Here is a 14,167-nt window from a genome sequence, read left to right as displayed (position 1 = left end):
GTGAGCACCGGGGTCAACTTCGCGGACATGATCGAGCTCATCGCGGACACGGTGCCGGGCCGGCCGGCCATCGTCGCCGGATCGTCCCGACTGACCTACGCCGAGCTGGACGCCCGTGCCGACCGCGCCGCGCGGCTGCTGCGGGACGCCGGGGTCCAGCCCGGCGAGCACGTCGGCATCTACGCGGTGAACCGGATCGAATGGGTCGAGGCGATGATCGGCTGCCTCAAGCTGCGGGCCACCCCGGTGAACATCAACTACCGGTATGTCGCGGCGGAGCTGCGGTATCTGATCGACAACGCCGACCTGCGCACGATCGTCGTCGAACGGCGCTACCTGCCCACCCTCGCCACGGCACTGGCGGACGCCTCACCGGTCCGCGCCGTCGTCGTCCTCGAGGACGGGTCCCCGCTCCCGGCCGACGTCCAGGTCGACGCCCAGGTCGACGGCGGGAGCGGTGCCGAGGCCCGGACCGGCGGCGCGGCCGGGAGTCAGGCGACGTCGTGGCGAACGGTCGGGTTCGAGGATCCGACAGCCGATCCGGCGACCGATCCGCGACCGGTTCGGATCCCCCGCGACGGCGATGATCACTACATCATCTACACGGGCGGTACGACGGGACTACCCAAGGGGGTGGTGTGGCGGTCCGCCGACCTGTTCCGGGCGGCGATCGCCCGCCCCCTGCCGGACGGCCGGATCCCGACCGGCATCACCGACTTCGTCGAGCACGCGGCGAACCCGCCGCTGAACTACTTCACCCTGGCACCGCTCATGCACGGGGCCGCCCAGCTCGGCGTGCTCATCGCGATCGCCACCGCGGGCACCACCGTGCTGTGGACGGGCCGCAGCTTCGACGCGCCCGCGATCTGGGATCTCGCCGCCGCCGAGCGGGCGACGTCGATGACCGTGGTCGGCGACGCGATGGCGCTCCCGCTGGTCGACGCGCTGGAGGCACGGCCCGGCGGTTGGGATCTCTCCGGGCTGTTCGCGCTGGCCAACAGTGGTGCGCCGCTGTCCAGCGGGATCCGGGCCCGGCTGGCGCGGCTGCTGCCGAACGTCCTCATCATCGACTCGTACGGCGCCACCGAGCTCGGGCACAGCGGCGCCGAGGAGGGTGGGCCGGCACGGTTCCGGCTCAGCGGTGACACCGCCGTCCTCGACGAGCGCCTCGTCCCGATCAGCCCTGGGGCAGGCACGGTCGGCCGGATCGCACGGCGCGGGGCGATCCCGCTCGGCTACTACCAGGACCCGGAGAAGACCGCCGCCGTGTTCCAGACCGACGCCGACGGGGTGCGCTGGGCGGTGCCGGGCGACCTCGCCACCGTCGACGCGGACGGCACGGTCCGATTACTCGGCCGCGGCAGCACCGTGGTGAACTCCGGCGGCGAGAAGATCTTCCCCGAGGAGGTCGAGGACGCGCTGAAGACGCATCCCGACCTCGTCGACGCGGTGGTGGTCGGGGTCCCGGACGCCCGCTTCGGCGAGCGGGTCGTCGCCCTCGCCGTCCTGCGCGCCGGTCGGGCGCCCGACTCCGCGGCGCTCATCGCGCACTGCCGAGGCCTCGTCGCCGGTTTCAAGGTGCCGCGGGAGATTCACACCGTGACCGCCATCAGGCGTAGCCCGGCCGGAAAGGTCGACATCCCCTGGGCCCGCGCCCGCGCCGCCGACCTGTCCGGCTCCGCGGAACCACCCGGTACCACCGACTTCGCCGGCTCCGCGGAAGCGCCCGACGTCACCGACCCATCCGGTTCCGCGGAACCGCCCCGCGTCATCGACCTGCCCGGCGCCCCGGAACCACCCGACACCACCGAACCTTCCGGTTCCGCGGAACCGCCTGGCGCCGTCCCTGCTGCCAGCCAGAGCCCGGCGGGCGTGACTGGCGATGCGGCGGCCAAGGGGTCCGCGGACGCGGGGTCCGCGGACGCGGGGTCCGCGGCCGACGCGGCGGGGCGGGAACGGGCGTCGTTCCTGCCCGATCTGCTCATCGCGGCGCTCGAACGCGGCCGCGACCTTCCGGCGGTGCATCTCGACGGCCGAGTGCTGACCGGGGCCGAGGTGCGCGACGAGATGAGCCGGTACGCGCAGGCGTACGCGAAGCTCGGCCTGGGCATCGGCAGCCCGACCGCGATGATCTCAGCGAACCGCCCCGAGGTCCTGTTCACCATGGGCGCGAACATGCTGACCGGATGCCGGTCGTCCGCCCTGCATCCCCTCGGCTCCGTGGATGATCACGCCTACATCCTCGCCGACGCCGAGATCGAGACGCTCGTGTTCGACCCGGCCTTCGCCCGCCGTGCGACGGAGCTGGCCCGGCGGGTGCCGTCCCTGAAGAACCTGCTGTCACTCGGCCCGGCGGAGGTAGGCACGGACCTGACCGCGCTGGCCGCCGGGTTCACCCCGCGCCCGCTGGTCGCGCCCCGGGTGGGGCCCGAGGACGTCTCCGGCATCACCTACACGGGCGGTACGACGGGACGTCCCAAAGGGGTGATGTCGACGTACCGTGGCGCGGCCACGATGACCCAGATCCAGCTCGCCGAATGGGAGTGGCCGACCGAGACCCGTTTCCTCGTCTGCACACCGCTGTCGCACGCGGGCGCCGCGTTCTTCGTGCCGGTGCTGCTGCGGGGCGGGTCGCTGGTCGTGCTCCCCCGGTTCGACCCCGCCGCGGTGCTCGACGCGATCGAGAGGTACCGCATCACCGCGACGATGCTCGTGCCGACGATGCTCTACCACCTGCTCGACCACCCGAAGCTGGCGGCGGCGGACACGTCGAGCCTGCAGACCGTCTTCTACGGGGCCTCGGCGATGAGCCCGACCCGGCTGGCGGAGGCCATCGAACGGTTCGGGCCGGTCTTCTTCCAGTTCTACGGGCAGAGCGAATGCCCGATGACGATCAGCGTGCTGCGCCGCGGGGAGCACGACGTCAACCGCCCCGACCGGCTGGCCAGCTGCGGGCGTCCGGTGCCGTGGGTGCGGGTGGCGCTGCTCGACGACGACGGCGCCGAGGTGGCCGACGGTGAGCCCGGGGAGGTCTGCGTCCGCGGGCCGCTGCTGTCCGCCGGCTACTGGCGCCGCCCGGACCAGACGGCGGAGCTGTTCGAGCACGGCTGGCTGCACACCGGGGACATCGCCCGCCGCGACGCCGACGGCTTCCTGACCATCGTGGACCGCAAGAAGGACATGGTCGTCACCGGCGGGTTCAACATCTTCCCGAAGGAGGTCGAGGACGTCCTGTGCTCGCACCCGGCGATCGCGGCGGCGGCCGTCATCGGCGTCCCGGACGACACCTGGGGGGAGGCGGTGAAGGCGGTGGTGACCCTGCGCCCCGGCGCCGAGGTCTCCGCCGCCGAACTGACCGCGCTCGTCCGGGAACGAAAGGGCCCGCATCACGCCCCGAAGAGCGTGGACGTCGTCGACCAGCTGCCGATGAGCCCGGTCGGCAAACCGGACAAGAAGGCCCTGCGCGCCCGCTACTGGTCCGACGGCGAACGCCGGGTCCACTGAAGGCCGCTTCCCCAAAAGATCATCTGGCGTGGAAGGGCAGCGGGCGGATCCGCATCCGATCACGCAGAAGCGTGACGACCGCGCCCGCCGCGAGATCGTCCTCCACATGCGGAAGATTGGCGAGCAACAGATCCGCCTGCTGGTCAGGCGTCAGATCGCTGCCGCGCTGTCGCTGAGCAAGAAGTGAGGATCTTGGCTGCTGGAACAGCCGAAATCCTCACTTCTTGCGGATCGCCAGCGCCCGTTTGCGCCTATTGGCGGGAATTTCTGGCGCTGTGCGGGCGTGCGGGATCCCCGGGTGAGCAGCCGCGCCGTGAACGGGGTCCGGTCGCGTCGAGGCCTGGGAAGGGTGATCCGCCGCGGGACCATTCGCGGCGGATCACCGTATTTTTTACGATTTTCCGGCGCGGCGGTGGCGGCGGCGCCGGTTTGGAAGTGGGGGTAGGACGCGGAGGGTCAGGAGGCGGAGGGTCAGGAGGCGGACGGAGTCAGGAGGCGGGGGTGTCGGCGAGGGCGGCGGTGACCTCCCGCGCGGTGGCGAGCAGCTGGCGGGCCTGCGCCCGCGGCCCGGTGTGCCAGCCCGAGTCACGGCCGATCACGCTCAGCACCAGCACCACGCTCCCGTCCGCGTCGAAGACCGGAGCCGACAGCGTCTCCACCGCCTCGCGCGGCCCGGCGGCGCGTCCGGCGCCCTCGCCCCGGGACGAGCCGTTCGACGTCTCCCCCGCGGACCCCTCCCACGCGGACCCCTCCCATGCGGACGCCTCCGCGGCGGGTTCCTCCCAGTCGGGTGCCTCCCAGCCGGGTGGCAGGGCCCGGATCAGGTCCCGGGCCTCGGTCTGCGCCCGGTCGGTGAAATCGGTGCGCATCAGCGCGCGCAGCAGCGAGACGTGCCAGCCCGGCCCGCGCCCGACCGCGTAGCCGTGCCGGCGCACCGACGCGAGGGTCGCATTCAGCGCCTCGGACGCACCGGGCCGCGCCCCGCTGCCGATCTGCGCACACCAGGCACGCTGGACGTTCTCCGGAGCCCAGGCGACGAAGGCGGTGCCCAGCGGCGGCAGGAACGGAATCCGCTGACCGACCCGGGTCGGCAGCGCGTGGGAACGCGTGCCGCCCGCGTTGGCGACGAGGACCAGCTCCTGGCCGACCGCCGCGCTGGCGACGCATTCGGCGCCGAGGGCGTCGGCGAGCGCTTCCATGTGCGGGCGGGCGATGTCCGCGCAGCGCAGCTGTACCGCGAGGTCGCCTTCCCAGGCCGCCAGCGACGGCGACGCGAAACGGCCGTAGCCGCCCTGGAAGAAGACCAGCGGAGCGATCTCACGGCCCACGTCGAGATGACGCACCCGGCCGATCACGATCCAGTGGTCGCCGGCCGAGTGCACCGCTTCGATCTCGCAGTCGATGAACGCGACGACCCCGTCGAGCAGCGGCGAGCCCGAAGGTGCCCGCTGCCAGGAGAGATTCGCGAACTTGTCGCCGCCGCGGGCCGCGAACGCCCGGCACACCGCCTCCTGATCGCTGCCGAGGACGTTCACGCAGAACCGGCCCGAGGCCTGGATCCGCGGCCAGGACGTCGAGGACCTGTCCGGGAAGAACGCCACCAGCGGTGGATCGAGGGACGCGGAGGTGAAGGAGCCGACGGCCATCCCCACCGGCTGCCCGTCCGCGGCCATCCCGGTGACGACGGCGACCCCGGTGGGGAAGGTGCCGAGCACCCGCCGGAACCAGGCCGCGTCCGCCGCCGGGTTCGGGGTACCGGGTCGGGGGTTCGGGGTGGTGCTCATGCGGTCACCAGCCGCCGGCCGAGCTGGAAGGTGGCGCGCAGGCCCTCGCCCCACACGCAGCTGTCGGGCGCCACCGGCAGGCCGAGGCCGCGCAGCTCGTCCGCGAGCGGGCCCTCCCCCAGTTCGAGGGACACCTCGGACGGATCTACGGCGTCCGAGCCGATCTCCATCTCGGCCGCTGTCGCGTACGGGTGGCCGTCGAGGTACGAGTAGCTCTCCACGGCGAGCACCACCGGTGGACCGAGCGGTGCGGGGCGCCGGGCAAACCCGAGTGTGAGGGCCGGCAGGCCGGCCGGGCTGCTCACCCGGAAGGTGAACCCGCCGTCGTCGTATCCGGCGGATATCGTCTCGACCGTCTTCGGGAATCCCATCACCCGGTTGCCGGCCTCGCAGGTGAAGGGCTGGTTGACCGGCATCCGGTAGATGAACGATCCGACCGTTTCGTCGCCGGCGCCGGCCGGCCGGCTCAGAAAGCCGACGTTGAGCTCGTTGTAGTCGCCCCATGGATTGCGCCGGAAATCGCACGCGGCGATGACAAGGCAGCCCACACCGGGCGCCGTCTCCACCAGTTCGAAAGAACTTCCCGGCAAAAGGGCCGCGGCCTGCCGCGCCGGGACCGAATACGTCAGCGTGGCGGCGTTGAACTCCTCCACCCGCATCGGGAAGGTGATCTCAGCCCCGTCAATCGTGCCCCAGAGATGTGTCCCCGCCATCGCACCGGTTCCCCTTTCGTGCCGTGTGCCAGGACGTCATGCAGCCTGCGGAACGGGTGGGATCGGTCAGCTGCCGGACCATTCCGCCGGCATGTTCACGGTCTGGTACTCGATGTAGGCCGCGAGGCCTTCCGGCCCGAGCTCACGGCCCAGCCCCGAATCCTTGAAGCCGCCGAACGGCGCGCAGTTCTCGAGCATGAAGGTGTTGACGTTGAAGGTCCCTGTCCGCACCTGGCGGGCGACGGCGAGGCCGGTGTCGTGATCCGCCGTCCAGACGGATCCGGACAGCCCGTAGTTCGAGTCGTTCGCGAGGCGCACCGCGTCGTCCACGCCGTCGTACTCGATCACGGAGAGCACCGGGCCGAAGATCTCCTCCTGGGCGATCCGCATCCCGTTGTCGACGCCGACGAAGAGGGTCGGCTCCACGTACCATCCGCGGTCGAGGCCGGCCGGGCGCCCGCCGCCCACCGCGACCTTGGCGCCCTCGGTGACCCCGGCGGCCAGGTACTCCTCGACGCGCCCGCGCTGCCGGGCGCTCACCAGCGGCCCGACCTGCGTCTCCTCGTCGAGTGGCGCGCCGACCTTCACTCCCTCGACGCCGGCGACCAGTGCTTCCACCACCTCGTCGTAGCGGTCGCGCGGGGCGAGGACGCGGGTCTGCGCGACGCACGCCTGGCCGCTGTTCATCAGGCCCGCGCCGAGCAGGGCCGGAACGGCCGCCGCCAGGTCCACGTCGGGCAGCAGGATCGCGGCCGACTTGCCCCCGAGCTCAAGGGTCACCCGGCGCAGCCGCTGCCCGCACAGGGACGCGATGTGCCGGCCCACCGCCGTACTGCCGGTGAAGCTGACCTTGTCGACACCGGGATGGGTGACGAGATACTCGCCGGCCACACGGTCGGCCGGCACGATGTTCACCACGCCCGGGGGAAGGCCGACCTCCTCCAGCACCTCGCCGAGAAGTCGGGCCGACAGCGCGGCCTCCTGAGCGGGTTTCAGCACGACGGTGCAGCCGGCGACGATCGCGGGCGCGAGCTTGAGCATGGTGGCGTAGACGGGGACGTTCCAGGGAACGATGGCGGCGACCACACCGACCGGAGTTCGACGCACCACGGACGGCCCGAGCAGCCCGGCCCGGGTCTCCTCCCAGGCGGTGTTTCTGCCGAGTTCCGCGTAGTAGTCGGCGACCATGGTGGCGGCCAGTACCTGGCCCAGGCGCGAGAAGGTGATGGGCGCGCCTATCTCGTTGCTGATCGTGCGGGYGAACTCCTCGGAGCGGGCGCTGATCTGTGCCGAGATTCGGGCGAGAGCTTCGGCCCGGGCCGCGCCGTCGGTGTTCTTCCAGGGGCCGCTGTCGAATGCCGTGCGGGCGGCGGCCACGGCCGCGTCGATATCGGCGCGGGCGACCGACGGAATCCGGCCTATCACGTCTTCCGACGCGGGGCTGATGACGTCGACGAAGCCCTCCCCCGCCGACGGGACCCACTTTCCCGCGATGAACAGGCGGTTGTCGGAACCAATGTCGGAACCCATGAGACCGGCCTCCTCGCTCAGTCCTGCGACGCGCGACCGCCCGTCTGGTCGGCCGGCGGGCACCCCGACAGACTAGAACAGGTTCTCATTCGCGTACAGGGCACCCGAACCGTTTCCTGACACCCCTTCAGGAAACGGTTCGGGCGACTGAGGCGCCCACGGCCGCGACCGTGGCCGTGGGCGTGGGCGTGGCCGTGGGCGTGAGCGATCGGCTACGAGCTACGGGAGGAGGGCCGGCCAGTCGTCGCCGGAGGGCAGCGGGTGGCGGAACAGCCTGGCGGCGTTGCCACCGGCGATCAGCACGGCCTCGTGCCGCGGCAGGTCCGCGAAGCGCTTGCGCAGCAGGTCCTGCGAGTTCGGCCAGGTCGAGTCGGCGTGCGGGAAGTCCGTCTCGAACAGGATGTGGTCGATCCCGATCATGTGCCGCTGGTCGAGGGTGCCGGGGTCGTCCAGCATGCAGAAGTAGAAGTTGCGGCGCAGCACCTCACTCGGCGTCAGGTCATACGTCCACGGTGTGCCACCGCCGCCGGAGTGCTCCACCACGTAGTCGAGGCGGTTGATGGCCATCGGCACCCACCCGATGCCGCCCTCACTCAACGCGATCTTGAGGTTCGGGTACAGCGCCGGGATGCCCGCCCACACCCAGTCGATGGCGGCGCAGTACGCGCCGGCCGGGAACAGCGACGTCTGCACGTTCAGCCCGCCACCGGGCGAGCCCTGCAGGACGAAGCCACTCGCCCCGCAGTGCAGCGAGATGACCGTGTCGGTCTCCTCGCACGCCTTGAAGAACGGCTCCCAGTGCTGGTGGTTCGTGATCGGCGGCAGCTTGAGCAGGTGCGGGGACTCCAGGAACGACACCGACGTGAAGCCGAGCTCGGCGTTGCGCCGGATCTCCTCGGCGGCGATCTTCGGATCCTTCAGCCAGGGCAGCTGCATCGGGATGAAGCGCTCCGGGTACGCGCCGTGCCACTCCTCGATCATCCAGCTGTTCCAGGCCCGGATCGCGGCGAGCCCGACCTCGGTGTCGTTGTTCATCGACAGCACCCGGCCGGTGAAACCCCACGCCCCGGACGGGAAGCACAGCGACGCCCAGATGCCGTCGAGATCCATGTCCTTGACCCGGGCATGGACGTCCCACGCCGACCGGCGCATCTCGTCGAAGTTCAGCGGGTCGAGAGTCCACTGCGACTTCGGGCGCCCGGCGACGACGCTCATCCCGTTGTCGCGGTAGAGCCGGTCGCGGTAGAGCCAGGCCTCCGAGCCGTCGGGGGTCGTGATCACCTGGGGTGCCCACTCACGCAGCTTCGCCGGGAACCGCCCGACGAAGACGTCGGCCGGCTCGGTGAGGTGATCATCGACGGAGACGATCGAGTAGCTGCGCTCCTGCGGTTCGGGGTCCCCAAGCAGCTGCCAGTTCGGCCTCGGCATCGTGAGCTCCTGGTTCTCGCCGTCGTCACGTCAGCGGTGCAGCGGCGTCAGCAGTAGTACGTAAACGCTCACTTTTGATCCTAGCCGCTCCATCACGTCCCGGACGACCGGTTCCGCCTTCGCCACACCCGAGCCGCCCACCAGCGGCAGCCAGCGCCGACGGTTCGCGCGCTCGCCACACCCCGCCTGATCCGTCAGATCGCGGCACTCGCGCCGAAGCGGCTCCAGTGCCGCAGACACTCCACCACCACCGCACGAGGGCTACCGACCGTGGAGATCCGCCAGTCGCAGTCCGCCAACGTCCGCGCGAGCCCCCAGTTCTCCTCGATCTCGTCCCGGACCGCCTGCGCGGCGGGATCGAAGGCGCTGGACCGGCGCGCGATCCTGGCCCACCTCTGCGCGGTCGGAAGCAACAGACCGATCGCGAGCACCGGTGGAAGCTCCCTGCGCAGGTAGGCCAGCTCCGCAGGCAGGCGCGGCCCCACGATCACGCTGGGCCCGCGCCTGCGTACCTCGTCGATGGCACGACGTACGAAATGGGTCTCGTCCCCCGAGCCGATCACCTGCCGGGCGTGGTCCAGAGGGCTGCGGCCGGCCTGGACCGCGCCGCTGCGCACGACGTCCCCCACCTCAACCAGGGCTCGCCCGGTGAGCTCCGCGAGCACGTTGGCCGTGGTCGACTTGCCCACGCCGGATCGGCCGACCAGCACGACCGTCACTCGAGCCGGAACAGCGCCGTCCGCCAACGCACCTGGCCGTTGGCTCTCATCGGCGCGTTCAGCTCTCGTAGTCATCCACACCGTCGCCTTCACAGGCCCGGACCCGCGCACCATGCGCCGCGAACGAGGAGACGGACGCCTCCACGTTGTCCAGGGTTCGCAGGGAGTCAGCCAGGCGGTGCGGGTCATCGGCGAAGACGACCAGGGTCGGGCCGAGGCTGGACAGAGCGACGGCGGTGGCTCCGTGGCTGGTCGCTGCCGCGCGCAGCGCCAGCACGGGATCCGGCTGCAGCTCCCACTCGGCCTGCTTGAAACCAACGCCCTGCAGGTGCGTAAGCCCGTCGGCGAACGCACGTGCGTCCTGTCTCGTGAGCGCGGGAACGAGTTCGTAGAGCGCCACCGCGGCGACCTCCCGGACCTCCGCCTCGGGTAACGGCAACCGCTCGCGGAAGAAGGCGTGCTCAGCCGGCCCGTGCAGACCTTGCAGCCCGCTCGGGCGGGCCACGACCACCGGGGGCAGGAAGCCCACGTCCCAGCGAGCGACGACTGGCGGAGGCGTCTCTCCCGGTCGGGCACTGCTGGGCAGCAGCGTGTCCCCCGGCCGCAGGATGTGACCGGCGTCGAGGATCATGCCGCCGCTCACCGCGCTGTGAATGCCGATGCCGCTGGCCCCACCACGCCCCAGGACGTGCCGATACCGCGGCCAGCCTCCGGGGAGCGCGAGAAACTCCACCAGGCCCGCCAGGAGAGCGCAGCCGAAGCTGGTCTTCGCTCCAAGGCCGACGTGCGGCGGCACGGTTTTCCGGGCCCGGACGCTGACCGGCGGAAAATCTGTCAGTGCGCGCAGCGCCCGACACACTCTGCGGGCATAGTCGACGAGTTCCACCGGAAGATCGTCGAACCGGTCACCCGCGCTGGACGCCGCGATACGGAGTGACCACGACGGTTCGCTCAGCGCGCCACCGAGGCCCATATAGGCCGTGGCATACGTCCGGGACATCTGGAGAAGGCCGAAGTGAATACGCGTCGGCGCCTCGACCGTGACCACCATGCCCGGAATAACCGCGCTCGGGAGCAAGGGCCCGCACCCTCCGACGCCGCGTCCGTGCGCGAGCTCGGCCCACCCGCACCCTGACCAACACCGACCATGCTAGTCGGAGCTACCTGAAGAACGGGAGCAGACGAATAAATTTCCTCGGCCGCACCGCAGCCAGGTCGACCACCCGGCCGCGCACAACATTCATGGCGGCGCTTTCGCCCAGGCTGACCAGCGATGAGATGCTTTCGTGATGGAAGGCGAGAGCCAGGGCTCACCTACAGGCCCTCTGGAGGAATCGGAGCTCCGCGCGCTGGCGGGCTGCTTCGCCGATCCAAGACCTGCCCGCCACCTTCTGGAAGAGGCAGGTCTGCCTGCTCAGCGGCAGCCCCCGTGGCATGGCTCCGCCCAGGAGTTCTGGTGGGAGGTGAACGGCCTGCTGCGGGCCGGCGTGATCGCGGATGGACGTGAGCGGCTACTCGCCGTCGCGCGGGCGCGGTACCCGGCGAATCCCGCTTTCGCCGGCGGAGCCACCACCGAGAACCGGCCCTGGCTTGCAGCGAGCGGAATCCGCCCGGACGCAGGACTTCTGCCTACCTTGCCGGCACGCTTCGTGGCCAGAGACGACGCAGTCACCGCGGTGCGTGATCTGTTGGCCGACCCGTCAGCCGGAGCGGTCGTCGGCCTGGTGGGCATGGGTGGCTCGGGCAAGTCGACTCTTGCACGGGCGGTGGTCCACGACCCGGCTGTGCGGGCAACGTTCCCAGACGGAATTGTCTGGGTCGACGTAAGCGCGCTGCCGGATACGGCGGCCGTCGTGGCCGCGGTCCTGGCCGCCTTCGGCGATATGGCACCACTACTCACCGTTCCGGAGGGATCTGAACGGCTACGCCGGCTGTTGGCCGGAAGAGCCTGCCTGGTCGTCGCCGACAACGTCTGGCGGGTCGACGTCCTTCGCGCGCTGCCGCTCTCCGGCGCCTCGAGGCTGTTGGTAACCAGCCGGAACCGGGACGCGCTGTTCACCGACAGCACGGTGTTCGAGGTGGGACCGGTGGCCCCGGACACCGCCTGGCGGGTGCTCACCGCCTACGCCGACTACCCGGAGAGTGAGCTACCCGCCGAGGCGGCGGACATCCTGGCCCACTGCGGGGGTCTGGTGCTGGCCTTGGCGCTGGTCGGTGGCATGGTCGCCGAGGGCCGGCCCTGGGCGAACGTCGCCGAACGACTGCGGCGCGCGGACCTCGGCCGCCTGGCAGGGCGTTTCGCCGACTATCCGCATCCTGACCTACTCGCCGCCTTGGACGCCGGCATCACCGCGCTCCCCAGGGAGACAGCCGAGAGATTCCGCGAGCTGGCGGTCTTCGCCGGCCGCGGGCCGGTGCCCGCAGCCGTGGTCGTCCAGCTCTGGCAGGTCACCGGCAGGATGGATGACCTGGACGCCGATGACCTACTACGCATGTTCGCCCGCCGTTGTCTGGTGCAGATCGATCCGCGTGCGGATACGGTCGGGGTACACGATCTGCTTTTCGACTACGCACGCTCGGGCCTGTCCGGGTCTCGGCTCGCCGAACTGCACGGCGTGATGGCGGACATTCTTGTCAACCGTTGGGGCGGCCTGGCGCAGGCGCTCCCCGGGTTGCGGGATTTCGCCCGGCTCGACCTGGTGGACCAGTACGGCGTCGGAGCCCTGGTAATTCATCTTCTCGGTACCGGCCGCCGCGACCTGGTAGAACAGCTGTTGACAATCCAGTGGGACACCGGCACCGGCGGCGTGGAGAATGCCTGGTACGCCACCCACGAGAGCCTCGGGCGAACCGGCGACTATCTCGGCGACATCCGCGCCGCCTGGGCAGACGTGGAAAGCGAGACCGACGCGGCGTTTACTGCGGGCCGAGGCGGCGGCGGAATCGCGGGCGAGATCACCTATGCATTGATCACCGGCTCCATCGCGAGCATCGCGGCGAATATCCCACCGACGCTGCTGGTACGCCTGGTCGCGGACGGGCTCTGGCCGGTGTCACGTGCCCTGGCGTACGCGCTGACAAACCCCGACGCCGCATCCATGGCGGAGACGTTGGGCGGTCTGGTCGTAGAGGTGCCCTTCGACGAGCGCCGGGCGCTGGTACAGCAGGCCCTCGGCGCGGCGGCCTCGATCGAGGACCCGTATGCCCGGGCAGACGCGCTCGGTGCCCTGTCAGTCCGCCTGCCGGCCGAGTTCCTCCTGCACATGGTCGACGCCGCGATCACCATCGAGGATCCAAGACGCCGAGTCCAGGTACTCGCCGACGTGGCCGTGCGCCTCACGGCGGACGAACGCGTCCTGGTGGTCCGACGCGCCGTGCGGTCCGCCGCCGGCATCGACCCGGTTCCCCGTACCCGCGCTCTCGCGTACCTGGCGCGGCGCCTGCCCGCCGCCGAGGCCAGGCCGATCTATTCCCAGGCGATCGACAGTGCGCTGACAATCGACGACCAACATGCACAGACTCGGGTACTGGCAGGCCTCGCCGAGCATCTAACTCTGGATCTTGTGCGACAGACCGCCAGCCGGGCCGCCTCGCTGGACCCCCCGGCGAAGGCCGCGGCGCTCGCCGAGGTGGCCTCGCGGTTCCCGTCCGACGAACACCTGCTGCTGCTCGAACAGGCAGTCGACGCCGCCAGCGCCATCGACGACCCCTACTCCCGCACCCGCGCCCTCACCGTCATCACCCCGCACCTACCCACCAACCTCCTCACCCGCGCCGCCACCGCCGCCACCACCATCGACGACCCGGCGTCTCGCGCTCGGGCACTGGCGGACCTGGCCGAATGCCTGCCCTCGACCGGGACGGCGCCGACATCCGAGGTTCCGTTTCCCCCGGTTACGCGCCTGGCCGGCGACCAGATACCCAGCAGGATGAACGCCGCACCGGACAGCGAAAACGAGCTGCGGCGAGCTGTCGAGGCGGCCGAGACTGCCGCATCAGCGATCAAGGCCCCGTACTTCCGTGCGGAGATGTTGGGGGAACTTGCCGCGCAGCTGACCGCGGACGAGCGCCGACCACTGCTGGTAAGGGCGGTTGATGCCGCGGCCGCTGTCGATGATCCGTACTCGCGCGCACGTGCGCTCGGGGCGATTGCGCCTTATCTGACCGGCGATCTGCTGGCGCGGGCGGTGGCGGCCGCCGCGGCGATCGACGACCCGTTCTCCCGCGTTCACGCGCTCACCGCGATCGCGTTGGCGGCGTGCCGAAGCGGCGCCTCACCGGCCCCCGCCCTCTGGCGAACGGCATTGCGCAGTGCCGCGCAGGTGGATCGGCGCAGTGTCACGGCGGTTCTGCCTGCCGTCCTCGCGCACGACCCACAGACACTCGTCCGTCGGGCGCGCGAGTCGCTTCACCAGGTTCAGAGGTGGTGGCCTTGACATGTTTCCCGTGCCAGCAGACCAAACCCCCGGTGGCTGGCGAGGCTGGCGAG

9 protein-coding genes and 1 pseudogene are annotated in these 14,167 nt (G+C 70.9%); 4 read left to right on the top strand and 6 right to left on the bottom strand.

Annotated features, from left to right (window positions below):
* Positions 1 to 27: 27 nt before the first annotated feature.
* The 3 genes and pseudogenes from CcI49_RS44350 to CcI49_RS41870 form a co-directional block, all read left to right on the top strand.
* Positions 28 to 1,620 (top strand): annotated as a pseudogene (locus tag CcI49_RS44350) (AMP-binding protein); the annotation flags it as partial.
* A gap of 348 nt (positions 1,621 to 1,968) precedes the next feature.
* Entirely contained in the window at positions 1,969 to 3,504 is a 1,536-nt protein-coding gene (locus CcI49_RS44345; protein WP_076823679.1) for an AMP-binding protein, read from the top strand.
* A gap of 28 nt (positions 3,505 to 3,532) precedes the next feature.
* On the top strand, positions 3,533 to 3,691 hold the full coding sequence (locus CcI49_RS41870) for a hypothetical protein (RefSeq protein ID WP_158230681.1): 159 nt from the start codon (positions 3,533 to 3,535) through the stop codon (positions 3,689 to 3,691).
* Between the two features lie 301 nt (positions 3,692 to 3,992).
* Here the strand turns inward: CcI49_RS41870 and CcI49_RS00620 are convergent, their stop codons facing one another.
* From CcI49_RS00620 to CcI49_RS00595, 6 genes are all read right to left on the bottom strand, one after another.
* Entirely contained in the window at positions 3,993 to 5,288 is a 1,296-nt protein-coding gene (locus CcI49_RS00620) for a flavin reductase (RefSeq protein ID WP_054564321.1), read from the bottom strand.
* Positions 5,285 to 6,001 carry an acetoacetate decarboxylase family protein gene (locus CcI49_RS00615; RefSeq protein WP_076823631.1) on the bottom strand — a complete coding sequence of 239 codons (717 nt, stop codon included), beginning with the start codon at positions 5,999 to 6,001 and terminating at the stop codon, positions 5,285 to 5,287. The genes CcI49_RS00620 and CcI49_RS00615 overlap by 4 nt, the downstream gene beginning before the upstream one ends.
* 66 nt (positions 6,002 to 6,067) lie before the next feature.
* Positions 6,068 to 7,531: an aldehyde dehydrogenase gene (locus tag CcI49_RS00610; protein ID WP_076823630.1), complete on the bottom strand. Its 1,464-nt coding sequence runs from the start codon at positions 7,529 to 7,531 to the stop codon at positions 6,068 to 6,070.
* Between the two features lie 219 nt (positions 7,532 to 7,750).
* Positions 7,751 to 8,959, bottom strand: coding sequence for an amidohydrolase family protein (locus CcI49_RS00605; protein ID WP_076823629.1), 1,209 nt, complete (start codon positions 8,957 to 8,959; stop codon positions 7,751 to 7,753).
* Between the two features lie 194 nt (positions 8,960 to 9,153).
* Entirely contained in the window at positions 9,154 to 9,753 is a 600-nt protein-coding gene (locus CcI49_RS00600) for a hypothetical protein (protein WP_131830961.1), read from the bottom strand.
* On the bottom strand, positions 9,737 to 10,729 hold the full coding sequence (locus CcI49_RS00595) for a beta-ribofuranosylaminobenzene 5'-phosphate synthase family protein (RefSeq protein ID WP_054564326.1): 993 nt from the start codon (positions 10,727 to 10,729) through the stop codon (positions 9,737 to 9,739). Before CcI49_RS00595 ends, CcI49_RS00600 begins: the two co-directional genes overlap by 17 nt.
* Positions 10,730 to 10,967: 238 nt before the next feature.
* On the opposite strand from CcI49_RS00595, the gene CcI49_RS00590 reads away from it, so the two are divergent.
* Entirely contained in the window at positions 10,968 to 14,114 is a 3,147-nt protein-coding gene (locus tag CcI49_RS00590) for an NB-ARC domain-containing protein (protein WP_083749228.1), read from the top strand.
* Positions 14,115 to 14,167: the final 53 nt, after the last annotated feature.

The organism is Frankia sp. CcI49, assembly GCF_001983215.1.
Classification (GTDB): Bacteria; Actinomycetota; Actinomycetes; order Frankiales; family Frankiaceae; genus Parafrankia; species Parafrankia irregularis.
Note: the sequence above shows the minus strand (reverse complement) of the source record. Positions and strands in the feature narration are given on the sequence as shown.

What these genes read in the sequence shown, in the direction of transcription:
- CcI49_RS00620 (WP_054564321.1), bottom strand. Translation starts at nt 5,288, where the DNA reads ATGAGCACCACCCCGAACCCCCGACCCGGTACCCCGAACCCGGCGGCG.
- CcI49_RS00615 (WP_076823631.1), bottom strand. Translation starts at nt 6,001, where the DNA reads ATGGCGGGGACACATCTCTGGGGCACGATTGACGGGGCTGAGATCACC.
- CcI49_RS00605 (WP_076823629.1), bottom strand. Translation starts at nt 8,959, where the DNA reads ATGCCGAGGCCGAACTGGCAGCTGCTTGGGGACCCCGAACCGCAGGAG.
- CcI49_RS00600 (WP_131830961.1), bottom strand. Translation starts at nt 9,753, where the DNA reads ATGACTACGAGAGCTGAACGCGCCGATGAGAGCCAACGGCCAGGTGCG.
- CcI49_RS00595 (WP_054564326.1), bottom strand. Translation starts at nt 10,729, where the DNA reads ATGGTGGTCACGGTCGAGGCGCCGACGCGTATTCACTTCGGCCTTCTC.
- CcI49_RS00590 (WP_083749228.1), top strand. Translation starts at nt 10,968, where the DNA reads ATGGAAGGCGAGAGCCAGGGCTCACCTACAGGCCCTCTGGAGGAATCG.